We start from the raw sequence: 22,402 nt of genomic DNA, 5'->3' as shown, positions 1-22,402 counted from the left end.
CGAGGATTCGGGTGCCCGAACATTTTCCTTCGCCATCCGCTACACTCGACGCCAACGTCCAGTGCACGCGGCCAGTGAGGGAGTGGTTCGAGATGACGACCCTGATCGATGTCGACTCCAGCCATCGTGAGCCGCGTGCAGCCCGCACCGTCGACGTCCTCGGCGTGCCATGGCCCGCGCACAAGGTTCACGCACTCGTGGTCGCCGCGGCGGTTGCGCTGGTGAGTCTCGTGCTCGTCGGCTCGCTCGAGGTCACCGCCTGGGTGAGCGGACTGGCCCTCCTCGCCGTGTGGTGGGGCGAGCGTCACCTGCCCGGAACGGCAGCTGTCGCCCCGGCGTCGAACCCGCCCGGGATCTCGTAGATCCGACCGTCGAATCCGGCGCGGAACAGCCGTCCTGCCGAGAATCCGCGGTTCCCGCGTCCGTACGAGACGACACTCGAGGTCGGGAGTCCGGCAGCCAGCACGCAGTAGCTGCCCGGCGAGGTGACCCGCACGATCTCGCCCGTCGCGTTGAACGGCACGATCGGCCGGTCGCGCGAATCCAGCGTCAATCCGTCGGGAGTCGAGGGCGCACCGACGTTGAGCAGATTCTGCACGACTCGCGGATTCGCGGTGGAGATCCGGCTGACGCCGGGGTTCACGAACGTCCGTGACACGTACAGCCACCCGTCGCCGCGTCCGAGGACTGCTCCGTTGGCGCTCGGCAGCGCTCCCCAGGCCGCCTGCACGGCGCCGGCGGGGCTCACCCGGCCGATGAGATTGCCGAAATCATTGGTGGCGTAGATATTTCCGCGCGCGGAGACGTCCATTCCGTTGGCTGCCGAGAGTCCGGACACCCAGGGGCGCAGCGCGCGGGTGTTGACATCGAGACGCGCGATGGACGCGTGGCGCAGCGCGTCGCCGACGAACACACGCGGATCGGCACCGTAGCCGACCAGCAGGGTGCCGCTGGGGGTCCAGGCCAGCGCGCCGGCTCCGCTTCCGCCCGGCACGCGCGCGATCGGAACGGCCGGTGCGCCGGGTCGGGCGAGGCGATACACGCGGCCGGTGATCAGATCGGTGGTGTAGAGACGGCCACCGGCATCGACGGTCAGGCTCTCGAGGGCCGCGCCGGGCACGGAGCCGACGAGTCGCGCCGGTTGTCCGGCGCCCGCACACACCGGGGCGGCCGCCGCCGGTGCGGGGTCCACCGCGGCTCCGAGCCCGACTGCCAGGGCGGCGGCGGCGCCGAGCGCGGCCAGCCGCGACAGTCGACGAGCGCGGGGTGGGAAGGTTCGACGAGAGGTCATGGCTGCTCCCTGGTGGGTGGGGCTGGGTCGCCGTCGGTGGTCGCGAGTGAGACGGTCGTGGGGGAGGTTCCCCGTCCGGGCCGCTTTCACACGCACCGTCCAGTGTTACGCCACCGAGCGGGCCAATGTGCCGCGATCGCGATTCGACCGCGATGCCGACGGCCTGACCGCAACCCACAGGGCCGGATCGTCGGCCGACAGTGAGAACATGGCTGTCGTGAGTACGCACCACGTCCCGGTCCATCAGCAGGCTTTGTCGGTAGACGCGATCGAAGCCGCGTCGATCCGCATTGCCGACGCGGTGGCGCGTACCCCACTCGAGATCTGTCCGCGGCTGTCGGCCGACACCGGTGCCGAGATCTTCCTCAAGCGTGAGGATCTCCAGGCCGTCCGGTCGTACAAGCTGCGCGGGGCCTACAACGTGATGGCTCAGCTCTCCGCCGAGGAACTGTCGCGCGGAGTCGTCGCGGCCAGCGCCGGTAACCACGCCCAGGGCGTCGCATTCGCCTGCCGCAGCATGGGGGTGCCCGGGCGCATCTACGTCCCGACCACGACGCCCAAACAGAAGCGGGATCGAATCCGTTGGCACGGTGGCGACTTCGTCGAACTACGGGCCGTCGGGGAAACCTACGACGCCGCCGCGGCGGCTGCGCAGGACGACGTGATCCGTACCGGGTCGGTGTGGATCCACGCGTTCGACGACCCGCGGACCGCGGCCGGCCAGGGAACCATCGCCCACGAGATCGTCGAACAGCTCGGCCGCGTCCCCGACGTGGTCGTCGCCCCGGTCGGCGGCGGCGGATGTCTCGCGGGGATGGCGACCTACTTCCGGGGCCTCTCCGACGACGTCACGATCGTCGGGGTCGAACCGACCGGTGCGGTCTCGCTGAGCGCGGCCCTCGTCAACGGGGGACCGGTCACCCTTGCCGAGATCGACCCCTTCGTCGACGGCGCGGCGGTCAAACGCATCGGGGCCATCGGACATCGCGTGTTGTCGGACCTGGGTGCGACGGTCACCGACCACCCGGTGCTCGCCCAGATCACCCCGACGCCTGCCGTGCGGGTGGTGCCGGACGAACCGTTCACGCCCGCGCCGGGAACCGCGCACATCACCCATGTCGACGAGGGCGCCATCTGCTCGGCGATGCTCGAGCTCTACCAGAACGAGGGCATCATCGCCGAACCCGCGGGGGCGCTCGCCGTCGCGATCCTCGACAAGCTGCAGCTGCCGGCGGACGCCTCGGTGGTGTGTCTCGTCTCCGGCGGCAACAACGACGTGTCCCGCTATGGCGAGATCATCGAACGCTCGCTGGTCCATCGGGGTCTGAAGCATTACTTCCTCGTCGACTTCCCGCAGGAGCCGGGCGCACTGCGGCGGTTCCTCGACGAGGTGCTCGGGCCCGACGACGACATCACCGTGTTCGAGTACGTCAAGCGCAACAACCGCGAGACCGGCGCCGCGCTGGTGGGGATCGAGCTGGGGCACCGCGACGGCCTCGGCGGGCTCATGGACCGGATGGACCGCTCGCGGTTGCACTGCGAGCGCCTCGAGCCGGGTTCCCCGGCGTACGCCTACCTCACGTAGGACGTCGGCTGCTTCGTGGGCCGAGGCGTATGCCCGCAGCCCCGGTGTCCGCCATCCGAACGACTCTCGACAACGCGGGAACATTCCCGGCCGGGGTCGCCTCCAAGTACATGAACCGCCCAGAAGCACTGCACACCAGTGCTCCTCCACTTGGAAGGACCCCACTATGAGCACCGAGATCCCCGCCGACGCCGTTCTCATCGACACCGACGGCGACGGAGCCGTCGACGCCGCACTCACCGATGTCGACGGTGACGGCACCACCGACGCCGTCTGACCACCCCGAGCCCATTGCCCGAAGCCGCGGCACACGCGGCTTCGGGCTATGAGGCGTTGCCGCGGCGACCGATGATCACGTTGTGTCCCGGCGAGGTGAGTCCGGCGTCGTCGGAGCGGACCGGCTCCCACGCCACTTCGACGTCGAGCGCGACGGGCACGGCGACCGGTTCGTCCCCGGGCACGCACACCACCGACCAGTCCCCGCGATGCATCGCGAACCAGCCGGATGCGTCGTCGAATTCGACGGACACCGACGCGAAGGCCGGGTCGTGCAGCGCCGCTTCGGCTTTCCGCAGTGCGGTCAGCGTGCGATAGAAGTCGAGCATCCGGGCATGGTCGGGCTCGTCGAGTTCGGTCCAGTCCAGCTTCGACCGCTCGAACGTCGCCGGGTCCTGGGGGTCGGGCACGTCGTCGCTGTCCCAGCCGTGCTCGGCGAACTCCGCCTTGCGCCCCTCGGCCGTGGCGCGGCCCAGTTCCGGCTCCGGGTGGGAGGTGAAGAATTGGAAGGGTGTCGCCGCGGCCCATTCCTCACCCATGAACAGCATCGGGGTGAAGGGGGACAGCAGGACCAACGCCGCCTTGATCGCCAGCTGCCCGCCGTCGAGATAGGCACTCGGGCGGTCGCCGACCGCCCGGTTACCGATCTGGTCGTGGTTGCAGGTGTAGGCGAGGAGGGCGGACGCGGGCACGGTGCCGGTCGGGATCGGCCGGCCGTGATGACGCCTGCGGAACGACGAATACGTGCCGTCGTGGAAGAAGCCGCCGGTGAGGACTTTCGCCAGGCAGCCGTAGCTCCCGAAGTCGCCGTAGTAACCCTGCCGCTCGCCGGACACCAGGGTGTGGATCGCGTGGTGGATGTCGTCGTCCCACTGCGCGGTGAGTCCGAGCCCGTTGACGGTGCGCGGCAGGATCATCCGGGGATCGTTGAGATCGCTCTCGGCGACCAGCGAGAGTGGGCGCCCGAGACGGGCGGCGAGGTCGTCGGTGGCGGCGGCGAGCTCCTCCAGGATGTGGACGGCGCGGTGATCGGCGAGCGCGTGCACGGCGTCGAGACGCAGTGCATCGACATGGAACTCGCTGAACCACCGCAACGCGGTGCCGATGATGAACGCGCGCACCTCGTCGGAGTCCGGATCGGACAGGTTGACCGACGACCCCCAGGATGTCGTCCCCTCGCTGAGGTAGGGCCCGAAGTCGGGTAGGTAGTTGCCGGAGGGGCCGAGGTGGTTGTACACGACGTCGAGGACGACGCCCAGTCCTGCACCGTGACAGGCGTCGACGAACCGGGCCAGCGCAGCGGGGCCGCCGTAAGTCTCCTGGACCGCGTACCAGCCGACGCCGTCGTAACCCCAGTTGTGGTCACCGTTGAACGCGTTGACCGGCATCAGTTCGACGAAGTCGACCCCCAGCCCGACGAGGTGGTCGAGGCGGCTGATCGCGGAGTCGAGCGTGCCCTCGGCCGTGAACGTTCCCAGATGCAGCTCGTAGACCACCGCGCCCCGGATGTCGCGGCCGGCCCACGCGGTGTCGGTCCAGGCGTCGGCCTCGACAGTGAACAGCGCGGACAGTTCGTGCACCCCGCCCGGCAGCCGGACGGCGCGCGGGTCCGGACGCGCTGGTCCGCCGTCGACCGAGAAGCCGTAGCGGAGTTCGCCACCGGTGCCGCCGGCCGGCGCGGCGTCGACCTCCCACCATCCGTCCGGCGCCGCCGACATGGGGGTGCGCTCCTGGGCCGAGCCCGTGCCGCTCGTGGTCACGAGCTCGACGACCTGTGCACTCGGGGCCCAGACACGGATCTCGCCCAGGGATCGGGGTGCCCGAAAAGGCTCCCCAATGGAACGAAGTGATAGGTTTTGTTCCCGTTGGTCGGCCGACCAGGTTATTGTGCTCTGGGCACCAGCGGAAGCGGTCGGGGGATTCGTCACATCATGCAAGGTATGTCGGACCTCGGACAGACGCAGTCGCCGGGTTAGTGTGAGGCCGGACACATTCAGACCACGAGAATGGGGTATGTTACCCGCGGCGCTCCTGCCCACGGGGGGCACGCGGAGGGGTTCTGCGGAAACGAGGACGCGCGTCGGCCACGACGCGCGCGATCGCGACCTGACGGCCGGTGAACGGGTAAGCCGAGACGCAAGGGTAGGGATTGAGCACTAACGCAGTCACCTCGGACGACGAGGAGGTGGGTCGCAAGAGACCGGGGGCGGTTCGGTCGTGGTACAACGGCCACATCGTGGCGTCGTTCGACACCTTCGGACGCCAGCTGGGCATGTTCGTCGAGGTGTTCCGGACCCTGTTCGTCGACCTCTTCAAGCGACGGTTCCCGTTCGGCGAGTTCGTCCGGCAGTGCGCCTTCATGGCCAGTACCTCGGTCTTCCCGACGCTCCTGGTCGCGATCCCGATCGGCGTCATCGTGTCGATCCAGGTGTCCAACATCGCCGGTCAGGTCGGTGCGACCTCGTTCTCCGGCGCTGCGACGGGCCTGGGCGTGATCCGGCAGGGCGCCCCGCTGGTCACGTCGCTGCTCCTGGCGGGCGCGGTCGGCTCGGCCATCGCCGCCGACCTGGGCTCGCGCACGATCCGCGACGAGATCGACGCGATGCGCGTCATGGGCGTCAACCCGATCGAGCGCCTCATCTCCCCGCGACTGCTCGCGACGATGGTGGTCAGTTTTCTCCTCTGCGGATTCGTCTGCTTCGTCGGGTTCATCACGGGTTACGTCTTCAACGTCTACTTCCAGGGCGGCACACCGGGCAGTTACACCGGGACCTTCGCGTCCTTCGCGACCACCGCCGACCTGATGTTCGCCCTGGCCAAAGCCGTCATATTCGGCGCGATCGTGGCGATCGTCGCCTGCGATCGCGGACTCTCGACGAAGGGCGGGCCCGCCGGCGTGGCCAACTCGGTGAACGCCGCCGTCGTCAACTCGGTTCTGCTGCTGTTCACGGTGAACGTGATCCTGACCCAGCTGTTCACGATCCTGTTCCCGGCGAAGGTGGTGTGAGATGACCGCGTCACGGTATGTGCCACCGGCCCTGCGGCCGCTCGAGGCCGCGAAGGCGGTGTACCGCGGTCCGCGCGATGCGCTGGCCGCCATGGGTCACCTGATCACGTTCCTGGTCCGGTCCATCGGTGCGGTTCCGCTGGCGTTCCGCCACTACAGCAAAGAGGTGTGGCGCCTGCTGGCCGACGTGGCGTGGGGCAACGGCGCCATCGTGGTCGGCGGCGGAACCGTCGGCGTCATGGTGATCCTCGGGGTCATGGGCGGCGCGACGGTCGGGATCGAGGGCTACACCGCCCTCAACCTGCTCGGCATGTCGCCGGTGACCGGTGGTCTGTCCGCGTTCGCGACGACCCGTGAGATCGCGCCCCTGCTCGCCGCGACCGCGTTCACCGCCCAGTCGGGCTGCCGGTTCACCGCGCAGCTGGGTTCGATGCGCATCGCCGAGGAGATCGACGCGCTCGAGGCGATCGCGATCCGGCCGTTGCCGTACCTCGTCACCACCCGGATGTGCGCGGCGGTCCTGGCGATCGTCCCGCTCTACTCGGTGTCGCTGGCCGCGAACTATCTCGCCTGCCAGTTCATGTTCATGGTGCAGAGCGGTCAGGGTGGGGGCACCTACCTGTACTACTTCAACCAGTTCCTCGTCTCGTGGGACATGTTGTTCTCGTTCATCAAGGTGATCGTCTTCGTCCTGCTGACGACCTTCATCCAGTGCTACTACGGCTACTTCGCCTCAGGGGGACCCGAAGGAGTGGGAGTTGCTGCCGGACATGCCATCCGCCTCGCGATCATCGTCATCGTGTTCGCGAATCTGGTCATGACACTCGTGTTCTGGGGCACCTCGCCCGGAATCAAGATATCGGGCTGAGGGGGAGACCGTGAACATCGCGACCGACGGGCGCAATCCCTCCCTGCTGCAGTACGTGCTGCGCGGCGTCGCCTTCCTGCTCGTCCTGCTGGTCATCTTCGTGCTGCTCTTCATGCGCTACCAGGGGACGTTCAGCAAGACGGTGGCCGTGACCGCCGACCTCGTCGACGTCGGCGACGGCCTCTCCAACGGTGCCGACGTCCGGTACAACGGGCTGATCGTCGGGACGGTCAAGTCCATCGCCGTCGACGACGACTCGCAGACCGATGCCGCCCGGCTGATCAAGAACGTCGGCATCGACATCGAGCCGGCGCAGGCCGAGGGGATTCCCGCCTCGGTGACCGCGCGGACGGTTCCGTCGAACCTCTTCGGCGTCAACTCCGTCGAGTTGGTCCCGCCCGCCGAGGTGGGCGGCGACCGGCTCGCCGCCGGTGCCGTGATCCCGGCCGACAAGTCGCTCGAGACGATCAAACTGCAGGACGCCCAGAACGAGCTGAAGCAGATCCTCGACGCGGTGCCGCCGGAAGAGCTCGCGCAGGTGCTCGGCACCATCGCCGACGCTCTCAAGGGCGGCGGGTCGGTCTTCGGGTCGTTCGTCGGCGTGTTGCGGACCTACTTCGACTCGATCAACGCCCAGTTCCCGCCGGGCGCCCCGCCCGGCTTCGACAACTTCGACGCCGCGCTCACCGGACTGTCACAGTCGGCGCCGCAGCTCCTCGACACCCTGGGACGCAGCGTGATCCCGGCGGTGACGATCGCGGAGAAGCAGCGCGACCTGACCGCGGTGCTGACGGCGAGCCAGGGGCTGCTCGATCAGACCCAGTTGCTCTTCGCGCGTAACGGCGACGGCGGTCAGCGCCTCGTGACCGATCTGAACCGGATGCTGGGTGCGCTTGTCCTGGAACCGAACTCGTTGCCCCAGGGCGTGATCGCACTCAACAATCTGGCCGCCCGGGTGCTGACGGTGTTCACCGGCACCAACGGGCACGTACAGCTCAACATCGGCGTCAGCTTCGGTGCCTTCCAGCGCTACACCCGGCAGAACTGTCCGGTCTACGACGGTGGCCCGTACGGCACCCTGCGCGGTCCGGGCTGTGTCGGGCCGGGAACGGGGACGGGGCCGACCATGTCGGGTCCGCTGTCGATCTACCCCTCTGACGGCATGCGCCGGAACAAGCCGGTGGGCACCGTGACCACCGATGCCGACAACAAGACCCTCGGCACAGTGTTGCGCCGGACTCCCTCGGCCGCCGACACGATCATGCTCGGACCACTGGTTCAGTCGCTCGACGTACGGAACGCCACCGGCGCCGCGGGCGGCGACGGCCAAGGAGGAGGACGATGAGCGCGGCCTCGGAGTCGATCCGCAAACCGCTGATCGGTTTCACGATCTTCGGCATCGCCGCGTTGCTGGTCACCTACGTGATCTTCTCGACGCTGGAACGTTCGGTGCCGGGGACGACGAACAGCTACACCACCTACTTCAAGGACGCGTCGGGTCTCGCCACGGGCGACGACGTCCGCATGGCCGGCGTCCGCGTCGGCCGGGTGGACCAGATCGAACTCACCGACGGTCGCGCGCGGGTCACCTTCGAGGTGCAGAACAACCAGCAGGTCTACACCAACACCCGCGCGGCGATCCGCTATCAGAACCTCATCGGGCAGCGGTATCTGAACCTGACCCTCGTCCCGAACCGGGAGAGCCGACCGCTCGACCCGGGGTCGACGCTCGAACTGCCCTCCGAGGACTCCTTCGACGTCACCACGCTGCTGGCCGGATTCCAGCCGGTGTTCGAGACCCTCACCCCGGAGCAGGTCAACGCCCTGTCCGAGGGATTGATCCAGGCGTTCCAGGGCAATTCGGTGTCGCTGAGCTACACGGTCGCCGAGGTGGGCCGGTTGGCAGAGGACACCGCCAACCGCGATGTCGTGCTCGGTGCGATCATCAACAACCTGAGCGTGGTGATGCGTGACCTGTCGCGGCAGGGAGGCCAGCTGGGCACGGTCATCGAGTCGATGTCGGCGCTGATCGCCAATCTCAACTCCAACTCGGCGGCCTTCGGCAGCGCGGTGACCGACATCGGCCGTACCGCAAGCGGATTCGCCGACGTGCTGAGCGAGAGCCGGCAGAGTCTGGCCAACGCCGCGACCGACGGTCGGATCGCCACCAACACGCTGATCAGCAACGGCGCCAAACTCGATCGGATGGCGGTCGACGCCCCGGTCTTCCTCGGTCATTTCCCGCTCGTGCTCGGTGAGGGCGCCTACTTGAACATCTATGCGTGCGATCTCGACGTCGCCATCGGTGACGTCCTGCTGCCGCCCGGCATCTTCAACAAGATCGGCGGCACGAATCACTCGGTGGTGTGCCGATGAGCTGGTTCCGTAGAAGTTTCCGCACCAACCGGCGGGTGTGGTTCGGCCTGATCGGTGCCGTCGTCATCGTCGCCCTGTTGCTGGGCGTGACCGTTCTCGCGACGGCTCACCTGGGCAAACAGACGCTCACCGGCGACTTCGCCCAGGCCGGCGGTATCCGGCCGGGGGACAAGGTCCGCGTCGCAGGCATCGACGTCGGCGAGGTCACCGAGACCGAACTCGCCGGGCAACACGTGGCCATCACCATGAAGGTCGACAACGACGTCCGGGTCACGTCCAACGGCTCGGCGGAGATCAAGATGTCGACGCTGCTCGGTCAGCGCTACATCGATGTGTCGCTGGGGGATTCGCCCGAGGACGCGCCCGACGGGCACATCGCGAAGACCGCCGTGCCCTACGACCTGCAGCGCACCATCGAGGCGGGGGCGCCGATCCTGACCGGTATCGACGACAAGACGCTCTCCGAGAGCATCCGGACCCTCAATCGGCAGCTCGCCGGGGTGCCGGCCATCACCGAGCCGACCTTCGAGGCGCTCACCCAGATGTCGAAGGTCATCACCAACCGCAAGGACCAGATCAATCAGTTGATCGCCGACACCAAGACGATCACGAGCATCGTCGACGACAATCAGGCCCAGCTGGCCGTGATCGTCGGGCAGGGACGCGACCTCACCCAGAAGATCGTCGCGCGTGAAGAACTGGTCACCCGCATGCTCGACGGCATCGCCGAGCTCACCGAGCAGGCGACCGCGGTCGCCGGCGAGAACGCGAACCAGTTCGCGCCGATCATGGCGAATCTGAACACGATCACGCAGGGGCTGGAGAAGAACCGCAACAATCTCCGCAAACTGCTGGAGATCCTGCCGGTCACCGCTCGCCTGACCAACAACGTCATCGGTGACGGGCCCTACGCCAACGGCTACCTGCCGTGGGGCATCTTCCCGGACAACTGGCTGTGCCTGGCCCGGGTGGTGGACGGATGCTGACCGCGGACAGGACGACAGGTACGACGATGTACGCCAACGGAAGTCGCCGCCCGATCCTGCTGATCGGGATCGCGCTGCTGGGCATTCTCGGGCTCTCCGGCTGCTCGATGATCCCCGGGAGCTGGAAAGCGGCCGTGGGACAGGCCATCGAGGTCACGGCCTACTTCGACAACGTCGCCGGGCTGTACGTCAGCAACGACGTCGCCGTCCTCGGCATGCCGGTCGGTCAGGTCACCGCGGTCGAGCCCCAGGGCGACCGGGTGAAGGTGACCATGACGATCGACAACGACGTTCCGGTCCCCGCCGACGCGACCGCGGCGATCGTCAACACCTCGATCGTCACCACGCGGCACGTCGAGCTCTCACCGGCCTACGACGGCGGACCGAAGCTCGAGGACGGATCGGTCCTGAAGGAGACGAAGGCGCCGGTCTCGGTCGGCGAGTTGTTCGACGCCATCGACGGTCTGGTCGTCGCACTCAAGGGCGAAGGTCAAGGACCCGGGCCGCTCGCGGAGATGATCGACATCACCTCCGGTATCGCGACGGGCAACGGCGAGGAGATCCGCGCGGCGCTCGACGAGCTCGGTGGGGCGTCGGACGTGGTGGCGGGCAACAGCGATGCCCTCGTCGACATCATCGAGACCATCGAGGGACTGACCACCACCCTGGTGCAGAACTATCCGAAGATGACGGCCTTCTCGAAGTCGGTCAACGAGGTCTCGGAGCTGCTGGGCGACCAGGCGCCGGGTCTGCTCGCGACGCTGGGGAACCTGAACCAGACCTTGCAGAACACGACCGTGTTCCTGCAGAACAACACCAACACGATGTCGGTGTCGTTCGACCGGCTCGCCGCGCTGACCGCCAACCTCAGCGACTACTCGCGGCAGGTGGTGGAGACCATCGACGTCGGACCGCTGCTCTTCCAGAATCTGAGCAACTCCATCTCGGCCGAGCAGGGCGCGTGGCGCGCACAGGTGCTCCTCGACAAGTCCCTCGTCGACAACGAACTGCTCGCCAAGTTCTGTGAGGCGATCAACCTGCAGAAGGACGGTTGCCGGACGGGCAAGCTCAAGGACTTCGGTCCTGATCTCGGTATCTACTCGGCGATGCTGGAGCTGACGAAATGAGAGCGGCGACGATGGACTCGCTGGACCGCCCGGGACCGGACGGGCGTCCGTCGCCGGCGCGGTCACGCCGCCGGCCCGATCGCGACGACCGGCTCCGCCGGGGCGGCGTGCTCGCGGTGCTGCTCGCCGCACTGATGGGACTCACCGGGTGCGGTCTGCTCCCGAGTCTCACGGTCGAACAGATCCCGCTGCCCGCACCGGGCGGCATCGGGGACTCGATCACGGTGAACGCGAAGTTCGACAACGCGCTGAACCTGCCGACGCGGGCGAAGGTGAAGCTCAACGGAACCGACGTCGGACAGGTCACCGACCTCGTCGCCAAGGACTACACCGCCCTGGTGACCATGGAGGTCAGCAAGAAGACCAAACTCCCGGTGGGCACCGGTGCCGAGCTGCGCCAGGCCACGCCGCTGGGCGATGTGTTCGTCGCGCTGCTGCCGCCGATCGAGGCGCGTGACGGCCTGATGGTCGACGGGGACACCCTCACCGGTCCGACGTCGGCCGCGGCGACGGTCGAGGATCTCCTGATCAGCATGAGCGGGGTCGTGGACAGCGGATCGCTGAACTCGCTGACCGTCATCCTCACCGAACTGAGCAGCGCCGTCGCGACGAACCCGACGGACCTCAACGGTGCCATCCGCGGCCTGACGACCGGTATCCGCAAGCTGAACCAGAGCTCGGCGGCGGTCGACCGGTCGCTGGCGACCACGCGTGTCCTGACCGGACAACTCGCCGACGGGCGCGCACAGATCATGGCGTCGATCAACAAGCTGGGCCCGGCCCTGGAGTCGTTGAACGGGCAGATCGCCACGATCCTGACGACGCTGGACAAGACCCAGCAGGTCACCGCGGCGACCAACGACTTCCTCGACACCGACCAGGACAATCTCGTCGAGATGCTCGGTCATCTGTCGACGGTGCTGGCCGGCCTCCGGCAGGCCGCCGGTCCGCTCGGGTCGCTGGCCGACAACCTGCACACGCTCACGCCGAAGTGGGTCAAGTCCACGCCGGGCAGCGCGGCTGCGGTGTCGTCGAAGGTGTACTGGCTCAGCCCCGGTGTCGGATTCGACTCGGCGAGCAGGCTGCCCGAGATCGAGGACGTCGACGAGGGTTCGGCTGCGTTGCAGCAGACACTGACCCGCCTGTTGGCGCGGATCACCGGGACCAAGGGGTGTTGCGGATGAGCGGCGTGTTCGGAGTCCTTCGCCGGAATTCGGTGCTCGTGGGCAACATCGCCCTGGTGCTCGTGATGGTCGTCGGACTCGGCTACCTCACGTTGAGTGTCCTGCGGTGGCAACCGTTTGCCGACAAGTACTCGCTCACGATCGAGTTCCCCATCTCCGGCGGTCTGCAGGAGACCTCGGGGGTCACCCTCCGCGGCGCCAGCATCGGCGACGTGGACACCGTTCGGGTGCAACCGGATTCGGTCAAGGTCGTGGTCACGGTCGATGATCGGTACAAGATCAACCGCGACACCAAGGTCGCGGCGCTGGGACTCTCCGCGGCGGGTGAGCAGTACGTCGACTTCCAACCGGACACCTCCGACGGTCCCTACCTGGAGGACGGCGACGTCATCCGGGCCGACCAGACCGAGGTGACCGTACCGTTCTCGCAGCTGCTCGAGTCCTCGCTGGAACTGATCAACCAGATCGATCCCGCGAAACTTCGTTCCGCCGTGGACAATCTGAAGATCGCACTGTACGACGAGGACGGCCCGAACGATCTGTCGGTGATCTTCGACTCCGGCGGCACCATCTTCGCGAAGCTGTACACGGCGCTGCCGGAGACGACCAAGTTCATCCAGAACGCGGGCACCATCTTCAAGACGACCGCGCAGATCCAGCCCGACTTCGGCACGACGGTGGCCGGATTGAGTTCGCTGGTGAACGCGGCGGCGTCGTCCGACAAGGAACTCCGCGAGCTCCTCGACCGTGGCCCGTCCCAGTTCACGAGTCTGGCCGGGTCGATCAACCAGCTGACCGATCCGATCACGGACGTGACGAAGCAGTTCGTCGACATCGCCGAACAGGGCGCACTCCGTGCGCCGGCGCTGGCGACGCTGTTCCCCGCCATCCGAGATGCCAGCGTCAAGAGCCTCACCATGTTCCACGATGGGGCGTGGTGGGCGTTCGGCTCGGTCTACCCGCGCCCGAGCTGCAACTACCCGGTCACCCCCCGTAGGCCGACGCAGATCCTCGAGCTGACCATCCCGACCAATCTGTACTGTGTGACCGAGGATCCGCGCCAGCAGATCCGAGGCTCGGCCAATGCGCCGCGGCCGCCGGGCGATGACACCGCGGGACCGCCGCCGGGTTACGACCCGAACGCCCGTACCGTTCCGCTCGACAAGTGAAGGGCCGCTCGACGACTGACGGCCACTCGACGACGACAGACAAGTTGTGTGACCTGTAGATGACTGACCGGAATGACCCCGAGGTGAACCCGAACGCCGGGAACGAGGCGGACGCCGTTCCCGCCGAGACCGACGCAGCCGCATCCGCCGAGACCGGTGCGACGACGCCCGACGACGAGTCGGAGAACGACGCGACGGGCTCGACGGAGTCGCCCGTCGCGGGTGCGGCGCCACGCGGTAAGTCCGCCCGCCGCAGCGGCTCCGGGGCTGCGGCGGCCTCGGCACCGAGTGCGACGGAGAACCCGACGACCGAACCCGACGTCTCCTCGACGGGCTCGGCGGGGCGGCGGGAGATCTCGTTCACGGTGACCGGTGGTGGAATCAAGAAGGTCCTCGCCGCCGTCGTGGCGGTCGCCCTCGTCGCCCTCGTCGCGTTTCTGGGTTGGCGTGCCTACGACCTCCAGCGGGAGGCCGACGCATTCGCCGATTCCAAGGCGGCCTCGGCGGACTTCGTGACCAAGCTCGTCACCACCCTCAACGCCGCGAACGCGGGCAACTCCAAGGAACTGCTGGGCCCGCTGTCGACGGGCGAGCTGCGCACCCGCCTCGAGCAGGAGCGTGCCGACACCGAGGCGAACGTGGAGTCGCTGAACATCGAGGTGTCCTCGACCATCAGCGTGGTGGCCGTCGAGACCGTCGACGCCGACACCGCCCAGACAGTGGTGATGGCGGAGGTGACCGGCCGCAGCGTCAAGCTGCCCAACGGCGGCACGAGCCTGATGGTCTTCCGCCTGGACCTCAGCAAGGAAGACGGCAAGTGGCTCGTGTCGAAGGTGGACGGCCCGCCGGGGAGTCCGAGCGGCCAGATCGATCCGTCGCAGTCGCTGCCGGGCGCAGGTGCAACACCCGCACCGCAGCCGTCGCAGCCGGCTCCGGCACCCCAGCCGGCTCCCGCCCCGGCCGGCTGATCCGACCAGGGGTCCCACCCAGCCGGATCCCGGACAGACGAACGCGCCACCGAATCCGGTGGCGCGTTCGTTCGTTCGTCCGGTCGTGATCGTCCGGTCGTGATCACAGCCGGGGTCAGTCCGGCACGAGAATCGCCACCGGGTGCTCCGTCCGCGCGGTGCCGAGATCGACCGCCCCGTCGTACACGGCCCCCGTCCGGTCGTCACGCCATCGCGATCCCGGCGGCAGCGTGATCGAGGTGGCGGCCGCGGCCTCGTCGTCGAGACTGTGGGTGAACCGCGCGGTGAGCACGACGACCGAGGGGCCGTCCGCGGTGCCGCGCACGAACGCGACGGTGTGGTCGGCGGCGGGCCCGTCGGCGGTCAGACGCTGGTAGGTGCCCGATGCGCCGAATGCCTCGGGATGGGTGGCGCGGGCCCGCAGTGCGGCGCGCACCAGACTGGTCTTGGGATGCTCGGTCGAGCGGCCGAAGTCGACAGCTCGCCGGTTGTCGGGATCGACGAGCGAGTCCTCCCACCATTCGGTGCCCTGGTAGATGTCGGGCACCCCGGGGCCCAGGATCGCAATCGCCTTGCGGGCGAGTGCTTCCTGCTCCCACGCCGATGCGATCCGGTCGACGAGTTCGGTGACCGCGGCCGCGATGTCGCCGGTGGTGACCTGGCCTATCCAGGTCTCGACCGACGACTCGAAGTCGTCGTCGATCTCCGTCCACGTGGTGCGGAGTCCGGCTTCGCGAGTGGCCTTGCGGGCGTACTCGGTCAGCCGTTCGCGCAGCTCGTCGGTGATCCGGCCGTCGGTCGGCCAGACCCCGACGATGTTCTGCAACAAGAAGTAGCCGGTCAGGTCGTCCGGCACCTCGGTGTCGCGCCAGATCCTCTCCACCAGCTGGGACCAACGGTCGGGGACCTGCGCCAGGAGCGCGATGCGAGCGCGCACGTCCTCACCGCGTTTGGTGTCGTGTGTCGACGTCGCCGTCATCGCCAGCGGCCACGTCGCCGCGCGTTCGGCGTTGTGCTGGTGGAAGTCGGTCAGCGACAACACCGGATTCGCGGGATCGCCACCGACCTCCTGGGCGGACACGAGCCGCGCGGTGCGGTAGAACAGGCTGTCCTCGACGCTCTTCGCGGTCACCGCGCCGCAGGTCTGCGCCAGCCGCGACGTCGCCTCGCCGGGCACTGCCGTCTCGCGCACGACGACGTCGAGGGCCGGGCGCAGTTCCGGCTTCGCGTCGGCGATGCTCGCGGCCACGGCGAGGAGGCGTGGCCGCAGCGACGGGTAGTCCGCCCGGTAGACCCCGAGCGCGGCGATGAGTTCGGCACAGGCGGTGGCGATCAGGTCCGTGTCGGCGGCGGACGAACCGGCACCGCCGGCAGTGATGGCGCGCACGAGGCGCCACAGCTCGGCGGGGAACGACTCACGCACCGTACGGAGCTTCCGCTCGTGCTCGGCGGCTTCGACCCACCGCGCATCGCCGGTCTCACCGGTGATCCGTTCGTGCAGTTCGGTGAGCTGGGCGACCCCGGCCGGTGCCACGAACACCGCGTCGATGACGCGCATGTGGTCGTAGCCGGTGGTGCCCTCGACCGGCAGCGTCGGTTCGAGGGGTTCGTCGGGTGCCAGGATCTTCTCGATGTAGAGCAGTCGCTCGTCGCCCACGTCGGCGCGCAGGCGGCGCAGGTAGTCCTGGGGGTCCCAGAGTCCGTCCGGATGATCCACGCGCACACCGTCGATGAGGTCGGCGTCGAGCAGCTCACGCAGCCATTGATGCGTGGCGTCGTAGACCTCCGGATCTTCCTGGCGCAGACCCGCGAGCTCGTTGACGGTGAAGAACCGCCGGTACCCGATGAGCCCGCTGTTCCAGGGGACGAGTCGGTAATGCTGACGGTCGTGGACATCTTGTGGCGTGTCCCCGGCGCCGGGAGCGGAGCGAGCGGGCCGAGTGTCCCCGGCGCCGGGAGCGGAGCGAGTGGGCCGAGTGTCTCCGGCGCCGGGAGCGGAGCGAGCGGGCCGAATGTATCCCGCGGTGCCGGGAGCGACCGGGAAGGCGTGGTCGTAGTACCGCAGGTTGCCGTGCTCGTCGATCTCGAGCGGGCTCAGATCGCCGTCGGCGGCGACGACCGGCAGTGCCAGCTTCCCGTCGGCCCCGTTGGCGGCGTCGAAGTCGGCGTCGAAGTAGTGCGCGTACACCGACTCTCGGCCGTGCCGGAGCAGGTCGGCGAACCACGGGTTGGCGAGGGCGTCGGCCACCCCGGTGTGGTTCGGGACGATGTCGATGATCAGCCCCAGTCCGCGATCGGCTGCCGCCGAACGCAGTTCACGCAAGCCGTCCAGACCGCCGAGCACGTCGGCCACCGCCGGTGGCGGCAACCAGTCGTACCCGTGCGTCGAGCCGGCCGACGCGGTGCCGATCGGGGAGAGGTAGACGTGACTGATCCCCAACTCGACGAGGTGGTCGAGGATCCCGACGGCGTCGGCGAACCCGAAGTCGCCGTGCAGCTGGAGCCGGTACGTCGCGTGCGGGGTCGGACGGTTGCTCATGGATTCAGGCGGTCTTTCGCAGGACCAGGACCGAGCGGGCACCCACCGTCACCGACTCGCCGGCGGCCGCCGTCAGCTCGGTGTCTCCGACGGGATGGGTCGTGTCCAGTTCGCCGGCCCATTCGTTGCCGTACCAGTTCGGTGGGAGAGTGAAGTCCAGGTCCTCGTAGTGGGCGTTGAAGCAGATGAAGAACGAGTCGTCGACGACCAGTTCGCCGCGTTCGTCCTTCTCGCCCAGGCCGTTTCCGTTCAGGAACACGGCGAGGCTCTTGCCGAACCCGCTGTCCCAGTCCTCGGCCGTCATCTCCTGGCCGGCGGGGGTGAGCCAGGCGATGTCGAGCGCCTGGTCGCCCCATCGGATCGGTTTCCCGCCGAAGAACTTCCGTCGCCGGAACACCGGGTGCCGGGTGCGCAGCGCGATGGCCTTGCGGGTGAACTCGAGGAGGTCCGCGTTCTCGTCGGCGAGTGTCCAGTCCATCCAGGACAATTCGGAGTCCTGGCAGTAGACGTTGTTGTTGCCCTGCTGCGTGCGCCCGATCTCGTCGCCGTGCGCGAGCATCGGCGTGCCCTGCGACAGGAACAAGGTGGCCAGGATGTTCCGCTGCTGCCGAGCGCGCAGTGTGTTGACCTCGGGGTCGTCGGTGGGGCCTTCGACGCCGCAGTTCCAGGATCGGTTGTGACTCTCGCCGTCCCGATTGTCCTCACCGTTGGCCATGTTGTGTTTCTCGTTGTAGGACACGAGGTCCCGCAGCGTGAAGCCGTCGTGGGCGATGACGAAGTTGATGCTCGCGAGCGGCCGCCGGCCGGTCGCTTCGTACAGGTCCGAGGATCCGGTCAGGCGGGAGGCGAACTCACCCAGGGTGGATGGCTCGCCGCGCCAGTAGTCGCGCACGGTGTCGCGGTACTTGCCGTTCCATTCGGTCCACAGCGGTGGGAAGTTGCCCACCTGGTAACCGCCCTCGCCGATGTCCCAGGGTTCGGCGATGAGTTTCACCTGGCTGACGACCGGATCCTGTTGCACCAGATCGAAGAATGCGGAGAGGCGGTCCACGTCGTGGAGCTCCCGGGCCAGCGTGGACGCGAGGTCGAAACGGAAACCGTCGACGTGCATCTCGAGGATCCAGTAGCGCAGCGAGTCCATGATGAGCTGCAGCGTGTGCGGGTGACGGCCGTTGAGGCTGTTGCCGGTTCCGGTGTAGTCCATGTACATCTCGGGGTCGCCGTCCACGAGCCGGTAGTAGGCGGCATTGTCGATGCCACGGAACGACACCGTCGGACCGAGATGGTTGCCCTCGGCGGTGTGGTTGTAGACCACGTCGAGGATGACCTCGATGCCGGCGTTGTGGAACTCCCGGACCATCGCCTTGAACTCGGTCACCGCGCTCGCCGGCTGGTCGGGGTTCGACGAGTATTCGATGTGCGGCGCCAGGAAGCCGAAGGTGTTGTAGCCCCAGTAGTTCCGGAGGCCCTGATCGCGAAGTACGAAGTCCTGCATGAACTGGTGCACGGGCATCAGCTCGATGGCCGTGATGCCCAGTTCCTTGAGGTGGTCGATGATCACCGGATGGCATAGTCCCGCGTACGTGCCGCGCAGGTATTCGGGGATGTCGGGGTGGGTCGCGGTCATGCCCTTGACATGGGCCTCGTAGATCACCGTCTGGTGATACGGACGATTCGGCGAGCGATCGTTCTGCCAGTCGAAGTAGGGGTTGATCACCACCGAGACCATGGTGTGTCCGAGTGAGTCCAGTTGCGGCATCGGGTTGACCGGTTCGGGACCGGCGTCCGTGGCGTTCTCGTCCTCGGGCGGCGCGGCCGCGTCGTCGGCCTGTTCTGCCTCGGCGGGTGGGGCCTCGTCGGTGTCGGCGGCATCGTCGGGCGCGGCTGTCCGCGCGGTCGACTCGTCGGCGCCGTCGGCCGCGTCGGTGCCGGTTGCCTCGTCCTCGCTGTCGTCCCCCGCGGGCTCGTCGTCGTCCTGGGGCGGGGTCGGGAGCGGGTAGGAGAACAACGACGCGTCGCCGTCGAAGTCGCCGTGGAAGGCCTTGCCGTACGGGTCGAGCAGCAGCTTGCTCGGGTCGCACCGCAACCCCTGGGACGGGTCGTAGGGGCCGTAGACGCGGAAACCGTAGAACTGCCCGGGGCCGACGTTGGGCAGGTAGCAGTGCCAGCAGTAGCCGTCGACCTCTTCCAGGCGAATGCGGCGTTCGTGGCCCTCGCGGTCGATCAGGCACAGCTCGACCGCCTCGGCCACCTCCGAGAACAGCGAGAAGTTGGTTCCCACACCGTCGTACGTGGCGCCGAGTGGGTAGGGGGTACCCGGCCACACCGGGATCGGGGCGGGCTCGGGTTGGACCAGCGCCTCGGCCTGGATCGGGTCGGACGGCATCGGAACCGGGTCGGGTGTGGTGTCGCCGCTCGGCGGCGCGGCTGTCGTCGAGGTGGTGTCGCGACCTGGATCGCGGGATTCCCCAGAAGAGTTGGGATCGGCAGTGGAGCCGGGATCGCCCGGCTGAGCACCGGGGGCTGGCGGTTCGGTCTTACCCGCCTTCGGCGACGTCATGAGTTGACCCTAGTCGCGTTGTCGCGGGCGGTCATCTCAGGACGCGGCCGGCCGGCCCGGATGTGGGCTGTCCCACCGGTGGGCCGTCGCCGACCGGGCGGCCGGCGATCAGACGAGGCCCGCCGATGTCGTCACGGGACCCCGGGGCCGGTCCACGGCAGTTGTTCCGCCATCTGCCGCCCCAGTTCGTCGGTGAGACTGCGGACGTAGGTCGCACTCAGGTGATGCGGGTCCTTGTAGACCGTGATGTTGCCGACGATGGCCGGGCAGCGGTCCGGTGTGCAGATGCCGTCGGACATGTCGAGCGGGTGGAAGTCGGGTCGCGTCGCGGCCAATGCGGCGGCGGGGTCCTCGGGCTCGAGCACGGCGGCGCGATTCGATCCGCAGCTCTCGGCGTCCCCGCCGTCGGCGAGGCAGATCGGTGTGTCGATGGTCCCCTTCGCGTTCTTCGGCCACGGGGTGTCGCGCATACCGAGCACCGGCACGCCCGCCTCGAGGAAGCGATCGAAGATCGGCACGTAATCCGGGGGGACCCAGTCGCCCGGTTCGTAGTCCCGCGGTCGGGTCGAATTCGTCAGGACGGCGTCCGGTTTGTCGGCGATGACGCGGTCGATGACGCGCTGCCCCCAGTCGTAGCACTCCGGGTAGGGCACGCCGCGTTGCTTGGGTACGCGGTTCGTCGACAGCGGACACCCCATCTTCAGATAGGTCGTCACCTTGAAACCGTTGCGCTTGCCGAGGGTGTCGAGTGCCGAGATCCACATCTCGGCATGGGAGCCGCCGGCGAGGGCGATGGTCCGCGTCGCGGTGGGATCGCCGTAGACGCCGACGTGGATCTCGTTGTCGGTGAAGTCGCTCATGTACCCGTCGGTCGAGGTCTCGGGGAAGTCCTTGATGACCTCCAGAGCCGACGGCTGTGGGTCGAGTGCGGGGACCGGCCAGCCGTCGAGCAGCGCGCGGGCGCCCGGGTACGACCTCGGATCGAGATTCTTGGTGTCGACGACGATGTTGGCGACGTGCCGTTCCCACACGGTGATGCCGACACCGGTGACGAGGGTGCCCACCACCAGGATCGACGTCACGACCGACGTGTACGAGAGCCACCGCGAGCGTCCGTCGCGGGTGCCGCGGGTCAGCGCGGACCGGTCGCCCCCGCGTAGTGGGTCCTCGATGTAGCGCTTGGTCAGCCAGGCCAGTCCGAGCGACACCGCGAGGATGCCCACGCCCTCGATGAAGTTCGCATGGTTCTTGTCACGCCAGGTCAGATAGAAGATCAGCAGCGGCCAGTGCCACAGATACAGCGAGTACGCGATGGTTCCGAGCCACACCGGCCACCGGCTCGCCAGCCATCGGTTGGTGACGGGCATCTCGGTGGCGGCGGCATGGGTGCCATGCGGCGGCTTCTGCAGTGCGGTCGCGCCCGCCCAGATGATCAGCAGCGTCGCACCGACCGGCACCAGTGCCATCGGACCGGGGTAGGCGTTCACGCCGTCGATCCAGAACCCGCAGCTGACGATCAGCGCGAGCGCGACGACGGTCGCGAGATTGCGAAGCCAGTTGGGGACTCGCAGCGAGGGCAACCAGATCGCCAGCAGGCCGCCGGCGAGCGGCTCCCACAGCCGCGACAGCGTGTCGTAGTAGTTGTACGGCTGATTGATCGCCAGTCCGCGGTGCGCCCAGTAGAAGGAGACGAGGGCCACGGCGAAGACCGCGCCGCCGACGAGGAACTTGATGACCCGGGGATCGGCGAACGGCCGGGCGACCCGGGCGACGAGTTTGAGCAGGGCCGCGAACGCGAGGGCGACGAGCAGTGTCACCACGAAGAACTGGCCCTGCACCGACATCGACCAGATGTGCTGCAGCGGGCTGTTGGCCGAGCTGGCGGCCAGGTAGTCCTGCGAGTTCTGGGCCAGATACCAGTTCTGGTAGTAGAGCGCGCTCGCGATGACCTCGCGCCCGACGTTCGCCCAGCGGGTCTGCGGCAGGATCAGCAGCGTCAGCACCGTGACCGCGATCAGCACCGTGAACAGCGCCGGCAGCAGGCGCTTGAGGAGTCGCTTGAGCCGCGGCCACGGGTTCAGCGTGTCGCGGAAGGTGACGTGCGGGGCCTGACTGGAGATCGCATGGCGCAACAGCGACCCGACGAAGAAGTAACCCGAGAGCGTGAGGAACACGTCGACGCCGCCGGAAACCTTGCCGAACCACACGTGGAAGCAGGCGACGAGCGCGATGGCGATGCCTCGCAGGCCGTCGAGGTCGGTGCGGTATGCGGGCGTCGTCGGCGTCGAGGGGGACGACTCCGGCGCCACTACTCGCGTCGTCGATGCCACAGGGCGTGTTCTTTCCGGTGGGGGACAGATCGGTCTCGAGGGCCGGGCCGGGATGACCGGCTAGCAATGTACTCGCCGAAGCTGTGAAATACCGATTCCGTCGACTGTGACACTCGCGCGGATCGGGCATCGTGGA

At 68.0% G+C, this 22,402-nt stretch carries 16 protein-coding genes; 11 read left to right on the top strand and 5 right to left on the bottom strand.

Going from position 1 to position 22,402, the window contains the following annotated elements:
* Nucleotides 1-92: 92 nt before the first annotated feature.
* Nucleotides 93-362 carry a hypothetical protein gene (locus CA982_RS09040; protein WP_086535078.1) on the top strand — a complete coding sequence of 90 codons (270 nt, stop codon included), beginning with the start codon at nt 93-95 and terminating at the stop codon, nt 360-362.
* On the opposite strand, the gene CA982_RS09035 is transcribed toward CA982_RS09040, so the two are convergent.
* Nucleotides 305-1,291 (bottom strand): SMP-30/gluconolactonase/LRE family protein, encoded by a 987-nt coding sequence (locus tag CA982_RS09035; RefSeq protein WP_086535001.1) that lies wholly within the window; start codon nt 1,289-1,291, stop codon nt 305-307. The genes CA982_RS09040 and CA982_RS09035 overlap by 58 nt on opposite strands.
* Nucleotides 1,292-1,499: 208 nt before the next feature.
* Here CA982_RS09035 and ilvA point away from each other — a divergent pair, with 208 nt between their 5' ends.
* On the top strand, nt 1,500-2,876 hold the full coding sequence (gene ilvA / locus CA982_RS09030) for a threonine ammonia-lyase IlvA (protein ID WP_086535077.1): 1,377 nt from the start codon (nt 1,500-1,502) through the stop codon (nt 2,874-2,876).
* A gap of 323 nt (nt 2,877-3,199) precedes the next feature.
* Here ilvA and treZ read toward each other — a convergent pair whose 3' ends face one another.
* Nucleotides 3,200-4,912 carry a malto-oligosyltrehalose trehalohydrolase gene (gene treZ, locus CA982_RS09025; protein ID WP_244176185.1) on the bottom strand — a complete coding sequence of 571 codons (1,713 nt, stop codon included), beginning with the start codon at nt 4,910-4,912 and terminating at the stop codon, nt 3,200-3,202.
* 389 nt (nt 4,913-5,301) lie between these two features.
* Here treZ and CA982_RS09020 point away from each other — a divergent pair, with 389 nt between their 5' ends.
* The 9 genes from CA982_RS09020 to CA982_RS08980 are packed head-to-tail and all read left to right on the top strand — an operon-like array spanning nt 5,302 to nt 14,837.
* Nucleotides 5,302-6,159 carry an MlaE family ABC transporter permease gene (locus CA982_RS09020; RefSeq protein WP_086535000.1) on the top strand — a complete coding sequence of 286 codons (858 nt, stop codon included), beginning with the start codon at nt 5,302-5,304 and terminating at the stop codon, nt 6,157-6,159.
* 1 nt (nt 6,160) lies between these two features.
* A complete protein-coding gene (locus CA982_RS09015) occupies nt 6,161-7,027 on the top strand; it encodes an MlaE family ABC transporter permease (RefSeq protein WP_004021203.1) in 867 nt (288 codons plus the stop codon).
* A gap of 10 nt (nt 7,028-7,037) precedes the next feature.
* The gene (locus tag CA982_RS09010; RefSeq protein WP_086534999.1) at nt 7,038-8,372 is read left to right on the top strand and encodes an MlaD family protein; all 1,335 of its coding nucleotides are present in this window, start codon (nt 7,038-7,040) and stop codon (nt 8,370-8,372) included.
* A complete protein-coding gene (locus CA982_RS09005; RefSeq protein ID WP_086534998.1) occupies nt 8,369-9,403 on the top strand; it encodes an MCE family protein in 1,035 nt (344 codons plus the stop codon). Before CA982_RS09010 ends, CA982_RS09005 begins: the two co-directional genes overlap by 4 nt.
* Nucleotides 9,400-10,389: an MCE family protein gene (locus tag CA982_RS09000; RefSeq protein WP_086535075.1), complete on the top strand. Its 990-nt coding sequence runs from the start codon at nt 9,400-9,402 to the stop codon at nt 10,387-10,389. Before CA982_RS09005 ends, CA982_RS09000 begins: the two co-directional genes overlap by 4 nt.
* Before the next feature lie 26 nt (nt 10,390-10,415).
* On the top strand, nt 10,416-11,516 hold the full coding sequence (locus CA982_RS08995; protein ID WP_086534997.1) for an MCE family protein: 1,101 nt from the start codon (nt 10,416-10,418) through the stop codon (nt 11,514-11,516).
* The gene (locus tag CA982_RS08990) at nt 11,513-12,700 is read left to right on the top strand and encodes an MlaD family protein (RefSeq protein ID WP_425269059.1); all 1,188 of its coding nucleotides are present in this window, start codon (nt 11,513-11,515) and stop codon (nt 12,698-12,700) included. The genes CA982_RS08995 and CA982_RS08990 overlap by 4 nt, the downstream gene beginning before the upstream one ends.
* On the top strand, nt 12,697-13,869 hold the full coding sequence (locus tag CA982_RS08985; protein WP_086535073.1) for an MlaD family protein: 1,173 nt from the start codon (nt 12,697-12,699) through the stop codon (nt 13,867-13,869). Before CA982_RS08990 ends, CA982_RS08985 begins: the two co-directional genes overlap by 4 nt.
* 59 nt (nt 13,870-13,928) lie before the next feature.
* The gene (locus tag CA982_RS08980) at nt 13,929-14,837 is read left to right on the top strand and encodes a hypothetical protein (protein WP_086534996.1); all 909 of its coding nucleotides are present in this window, start codon (nt 13,929-13,931) and stop codon (nt 14,835-14,837) included.
* A gap of 115 nt (nt 14,838-14,952) precedes the next feature.
* Here the strand turns inward: CA982_RS08980 and treY are convergent, their stop codons facing one another.
* The 3 genes from treY to CA982_RS08965 all read right to left on the bottom strand — a co-directional run bounded on the left by treY (nt 14,953) and on the right by CA982_RS08965 (nt 22,245).
* Complete coding sequence (gene treY, locus CA982_RS08975; protein ID WP_086534995.1) at nt 14,953-17,376, bottom strand: malto-oligosyltrehalose synthase; 2,424 nt, start codon at nt 17,374-17,376, stop codon at nt 14,953-14,955.
* 4 nt (nt 17,377-17,380) lie between these two features.
* Complete coding sequence (gene glgX, locus CA982_RS08970; RefSeq protein WP_086534994.1) at nt 17,381-19,936, bottom strand: glycogen debranching protein GlgX; 2,556 nt, start codon at nt 19,934-19,936, stop codon at nt 17,381-17,383.
* Between the two features lie 131 nt (nt 19,937-20,067).
* Complete coding sequence (locus CA982_RS08965; RefSeq protein WP_086534993.1) at nt 20,068-22,245, bottom strand: acyltransferase family protein; 2,178 nt, start codon at nt 22,243-22,245, stop codon at nt 20,068-20,070.
* Nucleotides 22,246-22,402: the final 157 nt, after the last annotated feature.

Origin of the sequence: Gordonia lacunae, assembly GCF_002149015.1 — a bacterium.
Lineage (GTDB): Bacteria > Actinomycetota > Actinomycetes > Mycobacteriales > Mycobacteriaceae > Gordonia > Gordonia lacunae.
This window is presented reverse-complemented; position numbering and strand designations above follow the sequence as displayed.